This is a genomic window from Paenibacillus paeoniae (genome assembly GCF_003388735.1).
In the GTDB taxonomy this organism is placed as follows: domain Bacteria; phylum Bacillota; class Bacilli; order Paenibacillales; family Paenibacillaceae; genus Pristimantibacillus; species Pristimantibacillus paeoniae.
In genome coordinates this window covers 714862-733610 of the sequence record NZ_QUBQ01000002.1, presented here as the reverse complement: position 1 = coordinate 733610, position 18749 = coordinate 714862, and the positions used below count along the sequence as shown (strand labels likewise).

Sequence of the window (18749 nt, the reverse complement as noted above, 5' to 3'; positions counted from 1 at the left end):
AAGCAATGACCGTCAAGATAAGTATAGAGCATGTGCAGAAATCATTTCGGATCAAGCGGAATATGGGGGCACTGAAGGAGGACGCTCAGCCGTTGTCAGCCTTGCATGATATTAATCTTGAAGTCCGGCAAGGGGAGTTTATGGTCATCGTAGGTCCGAGCGGCTGCGGCAAATCAACTTTGCTTGATCTATTAGCAGGATTGACCACACCCAATAGCGGTCGCATTCTGCTAGACGGCAAGCCGATTACCGGCCCTAATCTGGATAGGGGAATCGTATTTCAACAATATGCCTTGTTCCCGTGGAAGACCGCGCTTGGCAATGTGGAGTTTGGTCTGGAAGCGAAAGGCGTTGGGCGCGAGGAGCGCAGGAAAAAGGCCAGAGCCTATATCGATCTGGTGGGACTCTCCGGCTTCGAGCATCGCTATCCTCATGAGCTGTCGGGCGGCATGAAGCAGCGCGTGGCGATTGCGCGCAGTCTGGCATACGATCCTGAAGTGCTGCTGATGGATGAGCCGTTCGCGGCGCTGGATGCCCAGACAAGGGAAACGCTGCAGAGCGAGCTGCTGCGCATTTGGGAGACGACGAAGAAGACGATCATTTTTATTACGCATGGCATTGAAGAAGCGGTATATCTCGGCCAGCGAGTGGCGGTCATGTCCTCTCGTCCGGGGAGGATCAAGCAAGTGATTGATATTCCATTCGAATCCCGCAGCAAGGAAGAGGATTTGCGCGCAAATCCGGAGTTCGTCCGACTGCGCCACGAGATATGGGAGCTGCTGAAGGATGAGGTAGTCCGCGCACAGGAGCAGGAGAAGACAAAGACACTGGACAGCTTCAAGTCGTCAGCGGGCTCGAGGAAAGGAGTGGTTGGACATGGCTAATGGAAGAGTGGGAGAGCTGGCCTGGCCTAAAGCAAAAAATGTAGACGCTGTGCGCTGGTCATTCGCCGCTCTGCGCAAGCTGTTCAAAAAATCGATTGTGATTGTAGTCCTACTGGCGATCTGGGAAATTACGCCGAGGCTTGGCATTATCAATATTACGTTTTTTCCGCCTATCTCCAAGGTACTCGCGACATGGTGGCAACTGCTGCTGTCGGGTGATCTGCTTGACCATACGGTTGCCAGTCTGACGCGCTCCATCGGCGGCCTCTTGCTCGCTATTGCGGTCAGCATTCCGCTTGGTCTTGCCATCGGATGGTGGAGGCCGGTCGCTGAATATTTGAATCCGTTCCTGGAATTGATGCGCAATACAGCTGCACTGGCTATTCTGCCGGTATTCATCTTGCTGCTCGGTCTTGGCGAGACGTCGAAGGTGGCAATCGTGTTCTACGCATGTATCTTCCCGTTGCTGCTCAATACGATTAGCGGGGTGAAGAACGTCGATCCGCTGCTTATCAAGTCGGCCCGTTCCATGGGGCTGAATGCTATCAGTCTTTTCCGCAAAGTGATTGTTCCGGCTTCGATCCCTACGATCTTCGTCGGCATTAGACAGGCGGGAGCCAGCTCCATTCTGGTGCTGGTGGCGGCTGAGATGGTAGGCGCGACCTCGGGGCTGGGTTATTTGATCCAATACGCTCAGTTCAGCTTTTTGATCACCGAGATGTACGCGGGCATTATTACGATTTCTGTTATTGGCCTCATTGTGAACTATTTGCTGGTGACGTTGGAGAAACGGCTGACTGGCTGGAAGCAGAACGTAAGAGATTAGATTCAGCGATATGCTGGCAAATGGAAGGGGTAGAGGGAGAATGGGAAAGACACAACGGCAATTGCATTTGAACCTGTTTATTATGAATGTCGGTCATCATGAGGCGGCCTGGAGATATAAGGGAACCGAGCCGGAGCGGATTACCGATCTGAAGCATTATCAGCGGCTGGCCCAGACGGCGGAGGCGGCAAAGTTCGATTCTGTCTTCTTAGCCGATGGACTGGCGATCAACAAACATGTGAAGCACGGGGCTTTTGTCGGATTGGAGCCGTTCACTTTGTTGTCGGCTTTAGCTGCGGTAACGGAGCATATCGGCCTGATCGGCACCGTATCGACGACATACAATGAACCCTTCCATGTGGCACGAAAGTTCGCTTCGCTTGATCATATCAGCAATGGCCGCGCGGGCTGGAATATCGTAACGTCAGGCAGTATCCACGAGGCGCATAACTTCAATCGCGATACGCATCCGGAGCATGCGAAGCGTTATGAACGGGCCAAAGAGTTCCTCGATGTGACGACGGCGCTGTGGGACAGCTGGCAGGACGATGCGCTAATTATCGACCGGGACTCTGGCGTCTTCGCCGATCCGCAAAAGGTAGGGCCGATCTCGCATAATGGCGAGCACTTCCAAGTTCGGGGGCCGCTCAATATTCCCCGTCCACCTCAAGGATATCCTGTGCTTGTTCAGGCAGGCTCCTCCGATGACGGCAAGGAATTCGCTGCGCAGTATGCGGAGGCAATCTTCACGGCGCAGCAGACGCTGGTGGAAGCGCAGCAATTCTATGGAGATGTGAAAGGCAGGCTGCTGCGCTACGGCAGAACGCCGGATCAGCTGCTCATTCTGCCGGGCATCTGCCCGATTATCGGTGTGACGGAGAGCGAAGCGAAAGAGAAGGAGCAGGAGATCAACGAGCTGACGGTGCCGGAATACGGGCTGAATCAGCTGTCTAATATGCTGGGCGTTGATTTATACACTTATCCGCTGGACGGACCATTGCCAGAACTGCCGAAGCTGGAAGACATCAACGGAAATAAAAGCCGCTTCCAACTGGTTGTGGATTTGGCCGAGCGGGAGCAGCTCACGATTCGCCAACTGCTTCACCGGCTTGCGGGAGGTCGGGGCCACCGTACGTATGCCGGCACGGCAACGCAGATCGCTGATCAGCTTGAGGAATGGTTCGTATCGGACGGCGCGGACGGCTTCAATGTCATGCCGCCATACTTGCCGGGCGGTCTGGATGAATTCGCCGAAAGCGTCATACCGGAGTTGCAGCGCCGAGGATTATTCCGCACCGAGTATGAAGGCAATACGCTGCGTGGAAACCTGGGCTTGCAGCGGCCGAACCATCCTGTTATTCCTGCTGCGACGGCTGCCGCCATCTCGCAATAAGCGTAAAGCTTACAGGGTAAATGTATAACGGAAGAACGTATCGTTGAAGGAGTTCAGTCATTAACCCTTGCTGAAGGGAACACAAATGGAGGTAATGAGATGAGCAAAGCAGAGCAATCGATTCAGAAACAAGAAGCGCAATTATCGATTCATCCGGTAGCAGGTCGTATTGGAGCGGAGATTAGAGGCGTTCGACTTGGGGCCGAACTTTCCCAGGAGACACTGACGGAGCTTCGCGAAGCGCTGCTGAAGTATAAGGTTATCTTCTTGCGAGATCAGCAGCATCTGGACGATGCTGGACAAGAGGCCTTCGCCCAGCAGCTTGGCGACCCAGTCGCTCATCCTACCGTTCCGATCAAGCAGGGCACCGAATACGTGCTGGAGCTGAACTCCGCTCATGGCGGCAGAGCTGATTCCTGGCATACCGACGTTTCCTTTGTTGATGCTTATCCGCAGGCGTCGGTGTTGCGGGCAGTTGTTATACCCCAATCCGGAGGGGATACGGTCTGGGCGAATACAGCGGCAGCTTATGAAGGGCTGCCGGATGATTTGAAGCAATTGGTGAACGGATTATGGGCCGTTCATAGCAATGACTACGATTATGCGGCACAGCGCAACCATGTCTCTGAGGAAGCTCAGCGCTATCATAGGGAAGTGTTCAGGTCCACGCTTTATGAGACGGAGCATCCGGTCGTCCGCGTCCATCCGGAGACAGGAGAGCGGACCTTGTTACTGGGGCACTTCGTGAAGCAAATTATCGGCTTGTCCAAGGCGGACTCCGCCCAGCTCTTCAACCTGCTGCAAAACCATGTGACCAAGCTGGAAAACACCGTTCGCTGGCGGTGGTCCGCAGGCGATGTGGTTATCTGGGATAACCGGGCGACACAGCATTACGCCGTTAATGATTATGGCGATCAACATCGTGTAGTACGCCGCGTGACGGTAGACGGCGATGTTCCGGTGAGCATCGATGGACGACGCAGCGTTGCCCTTTATAAGTCGGCTGAACAGCAGTCATCCGAAGCGGAATCAGCTTAAGCTTGTAAGTTGGTGTGAGACGCAGGAGACGCCCACTATGAAAAAGAGGTTGTGGCGGTTAGCTCTATGGCTAGCTCTCGCAGCCTCTTTTAGCAGTCTAGGGACGAGTTCAATAAACTATTCTGGAATGGCGGGATTGCCATTCAAAGGGCGTTGATCGTTGGATTCATCGCTATGTTAGCGTGTACTTTAGAAGCATCGATTGTCCTTTTGAGGCTCTGCAGAGGTTTGGGAAGAGCAATGGGATCAGATCCTATTTGCGATATTCATTTTGCTGAGAAACATGGAGTGGAAAGCGGGGGAATTATTTCTGGTCATACGCAATCAGAAGAAAAGGATTGATCCAATAATTATATGAACCAAAGCATCCTATCGAACTGGATGCTTTTTTTAATGGCCGGGGAAGGGGACAAGCTACTGTTCCATCAGGCAGAGTTAGCGCTTTTCATTACAACCGATCATAATGGAAGGAAAATATTGATTTCCAGTTATCAGAAAATGTTCAAATATTACGGTCGAACGGAAAACCATTTGGCCTCTTGTATCGTGTTAAGGGGGAAAGGAGGAGAACAGGGTGAAAATATCCTCGTTAGTCGTACACCATAACCATGTTGATAATAACCAGACTGATGGTATGGAAAGAGCAATTCCTGATGTGTATGACCGGCACATCGATACGGTGTACAGGGTATGCTATTCGCTTATGGGCAACAAGCAGGATGCGGAAGATGCGGCGCAGTCGGTGTTCGTCAAGTTGATGGAAAGCGGAAAGCCATTCGCCGACGCCGAGCATGAGAAAGCATGGTTGATCGTGACCGCCCGGAATCATTGTCGTGATTTGCATCGCAAATGGTGGAAGAAAAAAGTCGTAGACCTCGATCCGAGCACGCTGGAACTGGTTGGGGCAACCCCCCTTGAGAGCCGTGAGCTCGAGGACAACCTGCGTAAGTTGCCATCATCGTACAGATTGATCCTGTACCTGCATTATTACGAAGGTTATAAAGTAGCCGAAATCGCTGTTATGTTAAAGCTGAATCCTAACACGGTGAAGTCACAGATGAGAAGCGCGCGGAAACGTCTGAAATTGCAGATGGGGGATGAGGGGTATGAGTAAAGAAGAATTGAATTCATTATTTGAAAATATGTCGCCAGACGAGATTCAGAAGAAGAGGATGAGGAGTTATCTCGTGAACCACAAGCAATCTTCGGTTGCTAACGAGGCGCGGCCTGTAAGGCGTCGATACATATGGTGGGCTGCGCCTGCGGCGTGCTTTGTACTGGCTTTGGCCGTTTTTTTGAGCGGTTCTTTTGGAGGAGCAGCGCCAGCATACGCCATTTATCTTAAAGTCGGTGAAGAAGCACATAGCTTCAAGCTTGCGGATCGTCAGAACAGCCGGGATCAATTCAGTACAACGGTTAGCAACGTCGATTCTCGTCCGGGGTTAGAATTTTATATCGAAGGCGACAATATCGCCAAAATCGAAATATCTGCCGAAAACGAGTACTTGTACGCCGCTGATTGGACGAAAACACAGCATGAGAAATATTGGAATGACGAATATTATCAAACTTTTGATGAGGAGCGGCAGATTTCCATTGCCGATTTCAGTCTACTGTACGATAAGAAGATGACGATGACCTTTGATGAAGATTTTACGGATTACGGTGAGATATGGTATCGCTGGACCGCGTGGAATATGCATCAGTGGGCTTCAGAAAATAATTTTTCACGTTTTCTCGGGGCTGGAATGGCACCGCCGCCTAAAGGAACAGCAGAAGAAAGGGAAATGGCAGCGGGCAGTCTGTCGGGGATAGGTCATATTCAACTGGATGACTACCCGGAAGAACTGACGGAGGATACCGTTACAATCATCATTACAGATCGCGATGGCAATATCACGACGAGATTTATTCATATCAAAGTCAGCAATAATGAGTTGTCTCAAACGGTCGTTACGGCCAGTTTGACGGATAAATAACGGGGTTGTGTCCCTTCTTCATAGCAGAGTCATCAACATCATGGACATCGCTGTCCGTTAGAAGCGGAAATGTATCGAATGGAGATTGTAACTGTCACGTATGTCCCTTACAGGCTGAAAATGGGGCGATTAAGGGGGAAACGCCTTCTAATGGCCGGGGATGTCCTTTAGAATCGAGAATAGGTAAAAATCAGCCTCTAATGGTCAGTAGTGACCGTTAGGACAGGTTCTCTCCGTATCTGGAAGCAATCTTTCATCGTTATCGCAGGCTGATTCCACATTGGTCTATCGTTAGGAACTGATTTTACCGAAGGCATCGCCAGCAAAGTGATCGTTGAATCTGCTTCATAATATTTTGATTATAGAAGAAACTGGAATACTTGCAAGTGGAAAAATATATCGACATAAGCATTACAGGGAGGGAACCGGATGATCGACATTCGAAGGCTGACGATGGACGATGGCGATACGTGGAAGGATATCGATGACCGCTTTACGGTGAATTCGGCTCTCCTTCTCTCCATGAAGGATGGGGAAATTAGCTATACCGTGCAAGAAATACCGAGTTATGTGAAAAGCTATGCAGAGGTCTCGGCAAAAGAAGCGACGGAAGAAGAGGATATGGCGGACTATATCGATCATGCCGATAAGACTCTATATGTGGCTTACGCCGGGAATCAAGCTGTCGGACGCATCATACTGAAGCGGAATTGGAATCGGTATGCGCTAATCGAGGATATTGCGGTGGATGCAAATCATAGGGGCGGCGGCATCGGACGGCGGCTGGTGGAGCAGGCTATTCAATGGGCAAAAGACGGTGGAATGCCCGGTATTATGCTGGAGACGCAAAATCATAATGTGCGCGCTTGCCGCTTGTACGAAAGCTGCGGCTTTATCATCGGCGGATTCGATACACGCGTTTATCGCGGTCTGCATAAGGATAGTACAGAGGTTGCGATCTACTGGTATTTGATCTTCCACTAATGGATTACACAAAAATTTTTACTTTTTTGAAAAAGAAGGTTTACCTGCGGCCTGATACTTGATAAGATAAATCACAAGAAATGCGATGAAGAGACGAGTAGATGATGGACCATTCTTTCGCAGAGAGCTCCGGCAGCTGAAAAGGAGTAAAGAAACCATGATCGAAAAAAGACTCAGAGCAGCGCATCGGAACCTGTAATCGTTACAGGGGGTGGTGTGCCAGGAGCTCCTGTTACAGAGCTAGAGTATAAGCATGGTCCGTTCATGCCGTACTTGAAGAGGCGGATATGGCGACATATACGCGAATCTAGGGTGGTACCGCGAGAATCCAATCTCGTCCCTGAGACTGATAGCAGTCTTGGGGGTGGGATTTTTTTTATTGTTCCGAAAGTATAGCGGATGACATGTAATAATAAGACAGACATGACGAGTGGATACTACTTAGGAGGAGATAAATCTTATGGCACAATTACTGAAAGTTGGCATTGTCGGTGGTACGGGAATGGTTGGGCAGCGCTTCGTACAGCTGCTGGATGGACATCCTTGGTTTAAAGTAACGGCGATCGCCGCTAGTGCAAGCTCGGCGGGCAAGACATATGAGCAATCCGTACAGGGCAGATGGAAGCTGGACACGCCGATTCCGGAAGAGGTAAAGTCCATCGTCGTACAGGATGCTTCCAAAGTAGAAGAAGTCGCGGCTGACGTCGACTTTATCTTCTGTGCGGTAGATATGAAGAAGGATGAAATCAAGGCGCTGGAAGAAGCGTATGCGAAGACAGGAACGCCTGTCGTCTCGAATAACTCCGCTCACCGCTGGACAGCGGATGTGCCGATGGTGATTCCAGAGATTAACCCGGGTCATCTGGACGTAATTGCTGCTCAGCGCAAACGTCTGGGCACAGAGACTGGCTTCATCGCCGTAAAACCGAACTGCTCGATCCAAAGCTACGTACCGATGCTGCATGCGCTGCAAGCGTTCAAGCCAAAGACGGTTGTCGCTTCGACTTATCAAGCGATCTCCGGCGCAGGCAAAAACTTCACGGACTGGCCGGAAATGCTCGACAACGTGATTCCATACATCGGCGGCGAGGAAGAGAAGAGCGAGCAGGAGCCGCTTCGCATCTGGGGCAGCGTAGAGGACGGCGCGATTGTGAAAGCAAGTGAGCCGCATATTACAACCCAGTGTATTCGCGTTCCTGTAACGGACGGACACTTGGCTACCGTATTCGTATCATTCGAGAACAAACCTTCGAAAGAACAAATTTTGGAACTGTGGAAATCCTTCAAAGGCCGCCCGCAGGAGCTGGAGCTTCCAAGCGCGCCTAAGCAGTTCATCACCTACTTCGAGGAAGAGAACAGACCGCAGACGAACCAGGACCGCAACATCGAAGGCGGCATGGGCGTATCCGCAGGCAGACTGCGCGAAGATTCCTTGTACGATTTCAAGTTCGTCGGACTTTCGCACAACACGCTTCGCGGCGCGGCAGGCGGCGCGGTATTGATCGCCGAGCTGCTGAAAGCTGAAGGTTATATTCAGCCTAAAGCGTAATAGAAGGAGCAGGAGCTATTCTTTCGGGAATAGCTCCTGCTTTTTGTGAGAATTGGAGTGTCCCACGGAGTTGTAGCACTCCGTGCAAACATGAAACTATACTTCGTTTTTATGTCATTTTATGGTATAATAGAGATGTTGAAAATAGAAAATTCACGGGATCGCCACAATTTCAGGTCTTTTTTATATATATTTTGAAGATGCCTGCCCATCTGCGGCTTTAGAAATTGCCATGCGCCTTTTAGACTAGGAAACCTAGGCTGAGAGACGTTTTCTGTGCGTAATAGGTTATAATGATTGGATTCTGCTTTGATATCGTTGAGATTGAAGCGACGTATCAAGGCGTTCGTTATCTTTTGCAGGAACAGGGAGTGGCGCTGGAATCGTTCATTCTGACGACTTGAGTGTCATACGGGCAAAGCCCAGGATACCTGAATTAGTCACTTTGTACCTGATAATGGACGGTAGAGATGGCCTATAATCTTGTGAGAAGGAAATATATGCCTGCAGAAATATAGGAGGAGCTATGAAAATCATACGTATTATTATGGCAGCCAGCTTGATGCTTATGGCTGCGGCTTGCAGCAATGCGACCAACGACAGTATTAAAGAACCGGTGAACAGTCCGGTTGTAACCGAATCGGCACCACCTGTGGAGAGTCCAGTTGCATCTGAATCGACACCGCCTTCGGACGGCGATTCTGAGGCAAAGAGCGGCGTTATCACGAAGGAGCAATACAGCAACATCGAGAACGGCATGACCTATGAGGAAATCATTGAGATTGTGGGCAGTGAAGGGGAGATTATGGCGGAAAGCGGTGAGAAAGGCAGCGATCTCTATGTATTCATTGTAACGTATGAAGGTACTGGAGAGATGGGCTCCTCCGCCAGTCTTACATTTTTAAACAATAAGCTGCAGACTAAGGCCCAATTCGGGCTGCAATAGTCCTCGTTCATCATAATTGCGAATAAGCCGTCGATGTTACTCGGAAACGAGAGCATTGGCGGCTTTTTATTGCCTAATCGGTAGTCAAACTGTCCTCATTCAGAAGTAGCAAAAAGGTATTTTGTCCTTTTCTAACAGCTTTTTCTACATTTCTAATTGACAATTCATACATAACCAATAAGAATTATATAGAAATATAGTTTTTATGAAATGGGGTTCAACACGATGATTGTCATTGACCACGTGAGTAAGCAGTTTCAGCAGCGTGACGGGAACCGCTTTAAGGCTATCGATGATGTGAGTATCACCATTAAAGAAGGCGAATTCGTCTCGTTGCTTGGTCCGTCCGGCTGCGGGAAATCGACAATTCTGAATTTGATCGCCGGTTTCGATCGGCAATACGAAGGCACCATCGGGGTGAACGGCGAGAGTATCAAGACTCCTGGACCTGACCGGGTCGTCGTGTTTCAAGAGCATGGACTATTTCCATGGCTGACGGTGCTGGAAAATGTAGCTTTTGGACTGAAGCAGCAGGGAGTTGGAAAGAAGGAACGGCTGGAGCGGGCGAGAGAGCAGATCCGCTATGTCCATCTGGGCAAATTCGCCGATCGTTATCCGCATGAGCTCTCCGGCGGGATGAAGCAACGCGCCGCAATTGCACGGGCACTTATTATGAATCCGAAGATTTTGCTCATGGACGAGCCCTTTGCTGCGCTTGACGAGCAGACTCGGCTTGTGCTGCACAAGGAGCTTGAAGATATATGGATGAGGACAGGCAAGACGATCCTGTTTATTACGCATAACATTCGGGAAGCTGTGATGTTGTCCGATCGAGTACTCGTAATGTCCACTCGGCCTGGCACGATCAAGAAGGAATTTACGGTACAAGCCGCAAGACCTAGAGACAGCGCCGACCCGCTCATTCATCATGTGGAACGGTCAGTTATGGATTGCTTGGCGGATGAGATGGAGAAAGTGATCAAGGAGGAAATGGACGATGACAACTACAGCTTTAAGAAGAACGATTTTCATAATCGTGATATTAGTGACATGGGAGGCGGCATATAGGCTAATCGGCTGGGAATCGTGGAAGTTCCCTTCCCTGTTCCAGACGGTGGAGTCGTTCTACTCCGGCTTCGTTCACGGCCAATTGCTGGATGCCATCTACAACTCGCTTAGAAGGCTGTTCATTGCCTTTGCGATCTCCCTCTCCATCGGGATGGTGCTTGGACTTATGTTTGCCAAGTTTAAAGCCGTTGACGATACGATAGGATTTCTAGTTATTGCGCTACAGACAGTGCCTAGTATCGCGTGGCTTCCATTTGCGATTATTTGGTTCGGGTTCAATGACGTGTCCGTCATCTTCATTACAGCGCTGGGCGCGACCTGGACGATGTCGATTGCGACCAGAACGGGGATCAAGAACATTCCTCCGATCTATCTGAGAGCAGCTCAAACGTTGGGCACCGGCAACGGCTGGCGTATGTTCACCCAAATCCTGATTCCAGGGGCATTTCCGCATCTGATGACTGGCGTGCGGGTATCGTGGGCTTTTGCTTGGCGCGCACTTGTAGCGGGTGAGCTTATTGCTAATGGTGCAGGCCTTGGACAATTGCTGCAAGACGGCAGAGGTTTGGGAGATACTGCCTTAATGTTGAACGTTGTTATTATTATCGCCGTATTGGGTACGTTGTCCGATCACTTCTGCTTTAAGAAGTTGGAGGACCGTCTGCTCGTCAGGTATGGATTGGAAAGTAATAGTAAGAGTTGACATTTTGAAGTAATCATATATAATTAGTCGGAATAAGATAGTTTGATAGATTATAGGGAGAGAGAAGGGGTTGTCTATGAGAAAAATCGGTATACTGGTTATGGCATTTGTTCTGGTATTCACGCTGGCAGCTTGTGGCGGGAAATCGGGAGGTTCGGGCTCCAAGGATCAAGTAACGGTGAAACTCGGCATTTTCAAAAACGTAACGCATGCAGCGGGCTACATCGGCCTGGAGAAGGAGTTTTTCCAGAAGCAGCTTGGTGATAACGTAAAGATAGAGGTTCAAGCCTTTGATAACGGTTCCGACTTTTCGACGGCTATTGCGACAGGTCAGATCGATATCGGTTATGTAGGCCCTGGTCCATCGACGAACCAGTTCTTGAAGAGCAGCAACTTCCGTGTCATCTCCGGCGCGGATAACGGCGGTGCCGTTCTTGTCGCAGGCAAGGATTCCGGCGTAGAGACGGTCAAGGATCTCGTAGGCAAAACCATCGCAATTCCGACTAAAGGCAGCACCAACGAAATTTCGCTGCGTCTATTGCTGGAGCAAGAGGGTGTCCCGGTTACAACGGACAGCTCAGGCGCTCAGATCGTAGCGCGCGCACCTTCCGATACATTAGTCGCTCTTCGTCAAAACGAAGTGCATGCGACGCTAATCCCGGAGCCATGGGGTACGCAAATTGAGCAGGAAGGCATCGGCAAGGTCATCGTGCCTTGGGATCAAATTCCGCCGAACAACGGCGATTACCCGCTAGTTATTCTGGTAGCCAGCGATAAGTTCATTAGCGAGCATAGAGACCTTGCCAAAGCGATTGTGAAAGGCAACCTGGAAGCCATCGAATTTATCGGAGCCAATCCGGACGAGTCGTATGAGCTGATCAATAAACGCCTGAGCGATCTTAGCGGCAAAGGACTTGATGTAGCTCTGATCAAGGCGGCTCTGTCGCATATGAGACTGACATCCGACGTAAGCCAGGAAGCGATTGAAGAAATGGCAAGAGTATCGATCGAGGCAGGCTATATCAAGGATGTAACGGTAGATACGCTTGATCTGAGCAAGTTCCTGGATCTCTCCATTCTGGATGAGGCTAAGAACGGAAAATAACAATGGAGCATGCGCTCCTTTCAAAAACATCGCCCTAGCGGCGATGTTTTTTTATGCGCTTTTTAGGTTGCGTTGTGACGAATGGCTCAAATATTGTTTCTATAGTTCGACATATTTTGTGACTTCCGTCACAGTGCTTGGCCCGGAGAAGGGTCATAATGGATCAGGGTAAGTAGCAAGGCGAGTACAATATTCACTTGCGGAGGGCTGTCAGATGAAGAGGTCAACAAGCTTGGTTACCAAAATTGTGGCAGGGATCAGTCTCGTGGCAACAGCTACGTATGGGACAAGCGCATTTTTTATTTTCGTACTGAAGGATTATTTGGCTCCGAATATGGAAGCATGGCTTTTTACAAGTTTGACCTTTGGGTTAGGCGTATTCTGGACCGGGTTTCTAGGGTGGTTGACCGCAAAATGGCTGGTCAAGCCGCTTAATGACCTGCACAAGGCGGCGGATATTGCGGCCAAGGGAGATTTGAAGGCTGGCGTGTCGATTCCGAAGTCGGGCGATGAATTGTCGCAGCTGGCAACCTCGTTTAACCAGATGATTACGAGCCTTAGGGGCATTATTGCAAATATCGATACGCATTCCAAAGCAACAGGCACCGAAGTGGAGCATTTGAGACTTGCTCTGGAGCAGGTGGCGACGCTGCTGACTGTGGTGACGGAGCGCGTAGGGGAGATTTCCTCCAATACGGACACGCAGGCCCAATTGTCGGATGCGATGTACGCGTCCATTCAAGACATCGCGGGACTGTCAGCTGATGCATCTGCTTGTACGGAGACTGCCCAGCAGGATGCCCAGCACATGTCGCTTGCCATGATTAGAAGCAGCGAGTCGGTCGATGACTTGTCGTCCACAATGAATCGGCTTGCTGCGGAGGGTGAAGAGACGGCCATTATTATGACGAAGCTCAAGGAGCATGCGGATCAAATCGGCAATATCATTCATGCCGTAGAAGAGATTTCATCTAGAACGAATTTGCTTGCATTGAATGCTTCGATTGAAGCGGCTCATGCAGGGGAGCATGGCCAAGGCTTCCAGGTGGTCGCGATTGAAATCAGAAAGCTGGCTAACCATACATCGTGGGAAGTGAAGCATATCGGCAATCTGATTGAAGCTATTCACGCCGACCTCAGCAATGCGGTGAGCCGGATGGAGTCGCAAGCTTTGCATACACATGCGGGAGCGGCCAAAACGACAGAGACGATTGGACATCTGCAGCTCATTTCGCAATCTGTTGATCGTACCGTTACAGCGATTGATCGTGTTGCCGGGCTTATGGATATACAGTCCGCGAAGATGGGAACGATGCTTCTCGATGCGGAGCAGGTTGCGGATGCCGCCAGAGAAAATGCGGACAAACTGGGCAAGATTTCAGCTTCGGTACAGGAGCAAAACGCGATGGTAGAGGAGGTTGCGGCAGCCTCGAATGAATTGCAAAACATGACTGTTGCCCTGCAAAGCGGAATTGAGCAGTTCCAGTACAAGTAGAAATAGACTGGGTAGCGGTAACCCCAGCCTGATGCAGTTTCTTGCAAGGTGTCTTTATGGCACCTTGTTTTTTATGTGTGAACGATGAGGGTTTCGCTCTTCAAGCATTATGCCTCTTCGATTTTTGGTTGTATCGGAATATAGATATCCATCTCCAGCAGTTCGTTGCGGTCCGGCCAGCAGCGCTCGTCATAGTATTCGAATTCAGCTGTCCCTCCGTGCACATAAGGGGCATGAGGGAGCCATTCCTCCATGATAAAGCCCCATGTGCGCTGAATGGAATCGGAAAATTGCTGGGGTGTGCTCTTCGGAATAGTGAACACCGCATAAGTTTGCTCCGGGTAATGGCAGCGAACCGTACCTTCAGGCGCTTCTGCGCCTTCTCTGGCTTCGACGCCAATAATATAGCTGAATTCGCCTGTCTCCATATCGAAATTGTCGCAGATGCCATATTCAGCCGTAGATATAGCTTGCTCGTACAAGGTCTCGTCTAGTTTTTCCTTTTTGTAGCCCTGCCAGAATGCCGGGATGTCACGATGGTTCTGTCCGTCCGCTATACGGGTACGAATCGCGTAGCCGATTACATCAAAGCCTGGTTTGGTCACGATACGAAATTCCATTCGATTTCCTCCTGATAGGGGGTTAGTCCTCCGGATTCGGCAGAACGGCCGTAAGAGAGGCTTGGTAATTCTATTCCATTATAACTCAATGAGATCGTACGTTCTAGTTTTTTCTTGGAAAGGACTGTTGATTTGGGCAGGAGACAGGAGTATGATGATGGATGTAATGGCTCGAAAAGCCCACATGTGAACTTACAGCAAGGAGTCCTGCACCATGCAACAACTGTCCAAGACGAACACGGCTTTGCTCATTGTGTTCCTCGTTCTCGTATGGGGAATCAATTGGCCTTTATCCAAGTTTGCGCTATCTTACATGCCGCCGGTGCTATTCTCGGGAACGAGAACGCTCTTAGGCGGTATTCTGCTTCTTATGTTCGCTATTCCGAGGTACAAGAAGCTTAACTTTGGCCAGACTTGGCCAGTATATGTTATCTCCGCTATCGTCAATGTCATTTTATATTATGGCCTTCAGACGATTGGCTTGAACTATTTGCCATCAGGCTTATTCTCTGCGATTGTGTTTCTCCAGCCAGTGCTGGTGGGACTATTCTCCTGGATGTGGCTGGGTGAGACGATGAATGGTATGAAACTGACAGGCCTGCTTCTCGGTTTTGCCGGAGTTGGTTTGATCAGCAGCGGGGCAGGGGGAATGTCCGGCCATATATCGGTTGAAGGCGTACTGCTTGCTCTTGGCTCAGCGCTGAGCTGGGCACTCGGAACGGTCTACGTCAAGCGAAAAAGCGGCAGTGTCGATCCGATCTGGCTTGTCACGCTCCAGCTCCTGATTGGCGGCGTGTTTATGACAGCGACAGGCAGCGGATTGGAGAGTTGGGGAGATGTGCATTGGGATACCGCCTTTATCGGCAGCCTGCTATTCATCTCGATCTTTGTCATTGTTCTGGGTTGGCTGGTCTTCTACAAATTAATGGATTCCGGCGAAGCGGGCAAGATAGCTTCCTTCACGTTCCTTATTCCAGTTGTGGCGATCCTGATCGGTACTGTATTCTTGCATGAGCCTCTTACGCTAACATTGGTGATGGGATTGGCTTGCATATTGGTTAGCATCTATTTTGTGAATCGCAAGAGCCGCAGCAGCCAATCCCGTTAATCAACAGCTTTCACTTCTTAGCCCCCTTCCGAGGGGGCTTTTTGGCATAATTAAACCATCGCCACGAAACCAACAAGTACTATGCAGCGTTATTATTGTCAGGGTGATTAGGAATATACTGGATGTTCTGATAAAAGGGTGTAAGGAGTGATGAGATGTTTTCCGAGACAAGTTTTAAAAAGATGGCCGCAGCCTGTACAGTGATCAGTATCGTCATCATCGTGTTTTCTTGTTATGGATTTATTCTGTTATTTGACCGCCACATAGACTCAGAAGTCATCTTCTTCGGCGCCTTCTCCATCCTATCCGTTAGCGCGCTGACTATCTTAATAACGCTGTTGACTCGCAAGACAAGAGAGGCGCTGGAGGATGAAGTGACTTTTCTGAGAAACCGAATTATGGAGTTGGAGAAAGTCGTCAATAAGAAATAAAAAAGCGACGATGCAAAATACGAATTTGGAATGGGCACTAGCGGCTCGGGAAAAACAACCTTGCTCCATATAATTGCCTGATTGCTTTTGTACAAAGTCGCAAAAGAAAGATGGCAGTATACATAAGTATGGGGCTGAGGGCCAAGCAAGTGAGGAACATGCTGGCGATTCAAATGTTCTGGTTTTGTGCCATAGCCAGTTTTAAGTTTGATTTATTGTTTACCAATATGACACTGTCATATTAATCTGCTGACTGCTGTGAATACCGCCACTATCCGTTGATCCATACAATAAAGGTATTAACGGAACGAAGAGGGGATTGCCATGGCGGAGAAAAGCGGAAGATTGCGGTTGCTCGACATATTGAGGGGATTTGCGGTAATGGGGACGCTGGGTACGAATATATGGCTATTCGCATATTTAGGCGATTTGAATGTCATGTTCACCTTTCATGCCGATGCGTGGTGGACGTCCTTTGGGGAGTTTGTAAAAGTATTCGTACTATTTTTGATGAACGGGAAACTTTTGAGCTTGCTGACGATCATGTTTGGTGTCGGGCTGGAGATGAAGTATCAGCAGTCTTTAAGACACGGCAATGCGTGGCCCGGCGTCTATATCTGGACAGCCGTTATTCTGATGGCAGAGGGCTTTATTCACTTTACATTGGTCATGGAGTATGACATCTTGATGAGCTATGGCATAACAGCTATTATTGCAGCTTTTATCATCAAAGGCGGAGACAAAGCTATTCGGAGAGCGATGAAAGTCTTCGGAGGATTTCATATTGTTGTTATGCTGTTTATACTAATTAGCGGCATCTTGCTCGGCTTGAGCGGGGGAAATGTGAGTTTAGGCGATATGAAAGAAACAGTGTTATTATACAAGGATGGAAGCTGGCTGCAGCAAGTAGAGTATCGCTTGTCTCATTTCATCATATTCCGAATGGAAGCTCTGTTCGTTATTCCGATGAATATCTTCTTGTTCCTGCTCGGCATACGGCTCATGCGATCCGGTTATTTTGCAGTGGATGAAGAGGGAAAGAAGAAGAGACAGAAGCTTCTGCAGTGGGGGCTATGCCTGGGTCTTCCGCTTAATATGCTAATATTCGTCCCTGGCGGCTACTTCGATCTGCCGGTACGTTATTTGTTCGCGCCGATTCTTGCGCTCGGCTATATGGGATTGATTGCTAGAATGGTAGAGGGTAGCGAGAAGCTATGGCTATGGACGAGATTAGAACAGGTCGGTCAAATGTCGCTCAGCTGCTACGTACTGCAAAATGTAATCTCCAGCGTCATATTCTACGGATGGGGAATGGGATTTGGCAACAAGCTGAACCCGACTGCCGTAGTTGGCGTATGGATTATGATTAGCTGCGTTCAAATGTTGTTCGCTTATGTATGGCTGGGACGCTTCAAGCTTGGTCCGATGGAGTCGGCGCGGAGATTCGCTACGGTCTTGATTACAAAGTCGAAAGTGTAAACCGAAACAGATAAGGTGTGTTGGGGAACCATGTGGAAAAAGATTTATCCCCGGGATCAGATTGAGAAATATTTGATTTTCGACGTGCTGGTTGTAGTCTTATTCATCTATCAGGTGTTCATAGTGAGTAATTCAATCCAGCCCGTCGGGAAGATAGCGGCATTTCTGTTATTTTTAGCAACCTTTTATGTTGGCTTATGGTATCGGGACTGGCGATTGCTTGCTGCCAGTCTCGTTTGGTGTGTCCTTTTTGCGTGGCTTGGCCTTTATATCGACAAATGGATGCTGCTCAATGGATTTGTATTTGCCGATCTGCTAGGCCGTACTAAGCGCTTGTGGGTCATAATGGGCGGGATGGCCGGCATTGTAGTGATGTATCTGGTGCATAGTTGGCTGGATACGGGAAGTTTCTTTGCGCTATTTAAGGACCTGTTCTTCGCGAGTATGATCATGCAGCTGACAACAACAATCGTAGTACATACTAAGGAAAAGACGAAGCATATGAAGGAAAAGCTGGATATCGCCAGCGCGCAGCTGGAGCATTATATTCAAGAAGAGGAACGTAACCGGATCGCCAGGGATCTTCACGATACACTGGGACAGACGCTGACGATGATAAAATTGAAGAGTGAGCTGACGATCAGATTGGTAGAGAAGCATCCGGAGAAGGCGAAGGTTGAACTGAACGATATATTGGACACGTCACGCTACGCGCTGAGGCAAGTGCGGGAGTTGGTGACCGATATGAGGTTTGTCTCTCTGGCGAAGGAGATCGTACGATCCAGGGAGCTGCTGAGAGCTGCTGATATCGACATGTCCGTAATAGGCGAAGGTCCGAGGTCCTTAACCGATGTAGCTGAGACGATGGTGGCGCTCTCCCTTCGGGAGGCGGTAACCAATATGATCAAACATAGTGAAGCTACTATATGTACCCTTACCCATTACGAGCAAGGGGAGCACTATTATATTCAAATCATCGATAATGGCAAAGGCTTGAATCAGCAGGGCCAAGGGAACGGACTGCAATCCATGAGAGAACGAATGGCTATGCTGCATGGGGAAGCGTACATGACGGCTAACCCGGACAAAGGCGCGGTCGTGACGTTGAAGCTTCCGTTCATGAACAATGGGAGGGTTTAAG

General features: G+C 49.4%; 19 protein-coding genes and 1 other annotated feature. Of the genes, 18 read left to right on the top strand and 1 reads right to left on the bottom strand.

All coding sequences use genetic code 11. The annotated features are described in order from the left end of the window. The first annotated feature begins 5 nt into the window (after positions 1–5). The 13 genes from DX130_RS15540 (at position 6) to DX130_RS15475 (ending at position 13970) form a co-directional block, all read left to right on the top strand. Positions 6–884 (top strand): ABC transporter ATP-binding protein, encoded by an 879-nt coding sequence (locus DX130_RS15540; protein WP_116046862.1) that lies wholly within the window; start codon positions 6–8, stop codon positions 882–884. Continuing rightward, entirely contained in the window at positions 877–1710 is an 834-nt protein-coding gene (locus DX130_RS15535) for an ABC transporter permease (RefSeq protein WP_116046860.1), read from the top strand. The genes DX130_RS15540 and DX130_RS15535 overlap by 8 nt, the downstream gene beginning before the upstream one ends. 40 nt (positions 1711–1750) lie before the next feature. Continuing rightward, positions 1751–3103 carry an LLM class flavin-dependent oxidoreductase gene (locus DX130_RS15530; protein WP_116046858.1) on the top strand — a complete coding sequence of 451 codons (1353 nt, stop codon included), beginning with the start codon at positions 1751–1753 and terminating at the stop codon, positions 3101–3103. Positions 3104–3202: 99 nt separating this feature from the next. Further along, on the top strand, positions 3203–4141 hold the full coding sequence (locus DX130_RS15525) for a TauD/TfdA dioxygenase family protein (RefSeq protein WP_116046856.1): 939 nt from the start codon (positions 3203–3205) through the stop codon (positions 4139–4141). Between the two features lie 574 nt (positions 4142–4715). Then, positions 4716–5255: an RNA polymerase sigma factor gene (locus DX130_RS15515; RefSeq protein WP_116046852.1), complete on the top strand. Its 540-nt coding sequence runs from the start codon at positions 4716–4718 to the stop codon at positions 5253–5255. Further along, complete coding sequence (locus tag DX130_RS15510; RefSeq protein ID WP_116046850.1) at positions 5248–6120, top strand: hypothetical protein; 873 nt, start codon at positions 5248–5250, stop codon at positions 6118–6120. Before DX130_RS15515 ends, DX130_RS15510 begins: the two co-directional genes overlap by 8 nt. A gap of 429 nt (positions 6121–6549) precedes the next feature. Further along, complete coding sequence (locus DX130_RS15505; protein WP_116046848.1) at positions 6550–7104, top strand: GNAT family N-acetyltransferase; 555 nt, start codon at positions 6550–6552, stop codon at positions 7102–7104. A gap of 76 nt (positions 7105–7180) precedes the next feature. After that, positions 7181–7449, top strand: a binding site (T-box leader). 115 nt (positions 7450–7564) lie between these two features. Next, entirely contained in the window at positions 7565–8653 is a 1089-nt protein-coding gene (gene asd / locus DX130_RS15500; RefSeq protein WP_116046846.1) for an aspartate-semialdehyde dehydrogenase, read from the top strand. A gap of 526 nt (positions 8654–9179) precedes the next feature. Continuing rightward, positions 9180–9599: a DUF3862 domain-containing protein gene (locus DX130_RS15495; RefSeq protein ID WP_240644527.1), complete on the top strand. Its 420-nt coding sequence runs from the start codon at positions 9180–9182 to the stop codon at positions 9597–9599. A gap of 225 nt (positions 9600–9824) precedes the next feature. After that, entirely contained in the window at positions 9825–10667 is an 843-nt protein-coding gene (locus DX130_RS15490) for an ABC transporter ATP-binding protein (RefSeq protein WP_116046844.1), read from the top strand. Beyond that, positions 10597–11370 carry an ABC transporter permease gene (locus DX130_RS15485; RefSeq protein WP_240644526.1) on the top strand — a complete coding sequence of 258 codons (774 nt, stop codon included), beginning with the start codon at positions 10597–10599 and terminating at the stop codon, positions 11368–11370. The genes DX130_RS15490 and DX130_RS15485 overlap by 71 nt, the downstream gene beginning before the upstream one ends. Positions 11371–11446: 76 nt before the next feature. After that, positions 11447–12475: an ABC transporter substrate-binding protein gene (locus DX130_RS15480; RefSeq protein WP_116046842.1), complete on the top strand. Its 1029-nt coding sequence runs from the start codon at positions 11447–11449 to the stop codon at positions 12473–12475. Positions 12476–12689: 214 nt separating this feature from the next. Continuing rightward, positions 12690–13970 (top strand): methyl-accepting chemotaxis protein, encoded by a 1281-nt coding sequence (locus DX130_RS15475; protein ID WP_116046840.1) that lies wholly within the window; start codon positions 12690–12692, stop codon positions 13968–13970. 107 nt (positions 13971–14077) lie between these two features. On the opposite strand, the gene DX130_RS15470 is transcribed toward DX130_RS15475, so the two are convergent. Beyond that, positions 14078–14590: a GyrI-like domain-containing protein gene (locus DX130_RS15470; protein ID WP_116046838.1), complete on the bottom strand. Its 513-nt coding sequence runs from the start codon at positions 14588–14590 to the stop codon at positions 14078–14080. Positions 14591–14804: 214 nt separating this feature from the next. On the opposite strand from DX130_RS15470, the gene DX130_RS15465 reads away from it, so the two are divergent. The 5 genes from DX130_RS15465 to DX130_RS15450 all read left to right on the top strand — a co-directional run bounded on the left by DX130_RS15465 (position 14805) and on the right by DX130_RS15450 (position 18748). Further along, on the top strand, positions 14805–15698 hold the full coding sequence (locus tag DX130_RS15465; RefSeq protein WP_116046836.1) for a DMT family transporter: 894 nt from the start codon (positions 14805–14807) through the stop codon (positions 15696–15698). Between the two features lie 155 nt (positions 15699–15853). Beyond that, complete coding sequence (locus DX130_RS15460; RefSeq protein WP_116046834.1) at positions 15854–16129, top strand: hypothetical protein; 276 nt, start codon at positions 15854–15856, stop codon at positions 16127–16129. A gap of 77 nt (positions 16130–16206) precedes the next feature. Next, positions 16207–16374 (top strand): FtsX-like permease family protein, encoded by a 168-nt coding sequence (locus DX130_RS27460; RefSeq protein WP_420818528.1) that lies wholly within the window; start codon positions 16207–16209, stop codon positions 16372–16374. Between the two features lie 79 nt (positions 16375–16453). Next, entirely contained in the window at positions 16454–17608 is a 1155-nt protein-coding gene (locus DX130_RS15455) for a DUF418 domain-containing protein (protein ID WP_116046833.1), read from the top strand. 30 nt (positions 17609–17638) lie between these two features. Continuing rightward, positions 17639–18748 (top strand): sensor histidine kinase, encoded by a 1110-nt coding sequence (locus DX130_RS15450; RefSeq protein WP_116046831.1) that lies wholly within the window; start codon positions 17639–17641, stop codon positions 18746–18748. Position 18749: the final 1 nt, after the last annotated feature.

Coding starts and splice junctions, on each gene's coding strand:
- DX130_RS15540 (WP_116046862.1), top strand. CDS start 6: ATGACCGTCAAGATAAGTATAGAGCATGTGCAGAAATCATTTCGGATC.
- DX130_RS15535 (WP_116046860.1), top strand. CDS start 877: ATGGCTAATGGAAGAGTGGGAGAGCTGGCCTGGCCTAAAGCAAAAAAT.
- DX130_RS15530 (WP_116046858.1), top strand. CDS start 1,751: ATGGGAAAGACACAACGGCAATTGCATTTGAACCTGTTTATTATGAAT.
- DX130_RS15525 (WP_116046856.1), top strand. CDS start 3,203: ATGAGCAAAGCAGAGCAATCGATTCAGAAACAAGAAGCGCAATTATCG.
- DX130_RS15510 (WP_116046850.1), top strand. CDS start 5,248: ATGAGTAAAGAAGAATTGAATTCATTATTTGAAAATATGTCGCCAGAC.
- DX130_RS15505 (WP_116046848.1), top strand. CDS start 6,550: ATGATCGACATTCGAAGGCTGACGATGGACGATGGCGATACGTGGAAG.
- asd (WP_116046846.1), top strand. CDS start 7,565: ATGGCACAATTACTGAAAGTTGGCATTGTCGGTGGTACGGGAATGGTT.
- DX130_RS15495 (WP_240644527.1), top strand. CDS start 9,180: ATGAAAATCATACGTATTATTATGGCAGCCAGCTTGATGCTTATGGCT.
- DX130_RS15490 (WP_116046844.1), top strand. CDS start 9,825: ATGATTGTCATTGACCACGTGAGTAAGCAGTTTCAGCAGCGTGACGGG.
- DX130_RS15485 (WP_240644526.1), top strand. CDS start 10,597: ATGACAACTACAGCTTTAAGAAGAACGATTTTCATAATCGTGATATTA.
- DX130_RS15480 (WP_116046842.1), top strand. CDS start 11,447: ATGAGAAAAATCGGTATACTGGTTATGGCATTTGTTCTGGTATTCACG.
- DX130_RS15475 (WP_116046840.1), top strand. CDS start 12,690: ATGAAGAGGTCAACAAGCTTGGTTACCAAAATTGTGGCAGGGATCAGT.
- DX130_RS15470 (WP_116046838.1), bottom strand. CDS start 14,590: ATGGAATTTCGTATCGTGACCAAACCAGGCTTTGATGTAATCGGCTAC.
- DX130_RS15465 (WP_116046836.1), top strand. CDS start 14,805: ATGCAACAACTGTCCAAGACGAACACGGCTTTGCTCATTGTGTTCCTC.
- DX130_RS15460 (WP_116046834.1), top strand. CDS start 15,854: ATGTTTTCCGAGACAAGTTTTAAAAAGATGGCCGCAGCCTGTACAGTG.
- DX130_RS15455 (WP_116046833.1), top strand. CDS start 16,454: ATGGCGGAGAAAAGCGGAAGATTGCGGTTGCTCGACATATTGAGGGGA.
- DX130_RS15450 (WP_116046831.1), top strand. CDS start 17,639: ATGTGGAAAAAGATTTATCCCCGGGATCAGATTGAGAAATATTTGATT.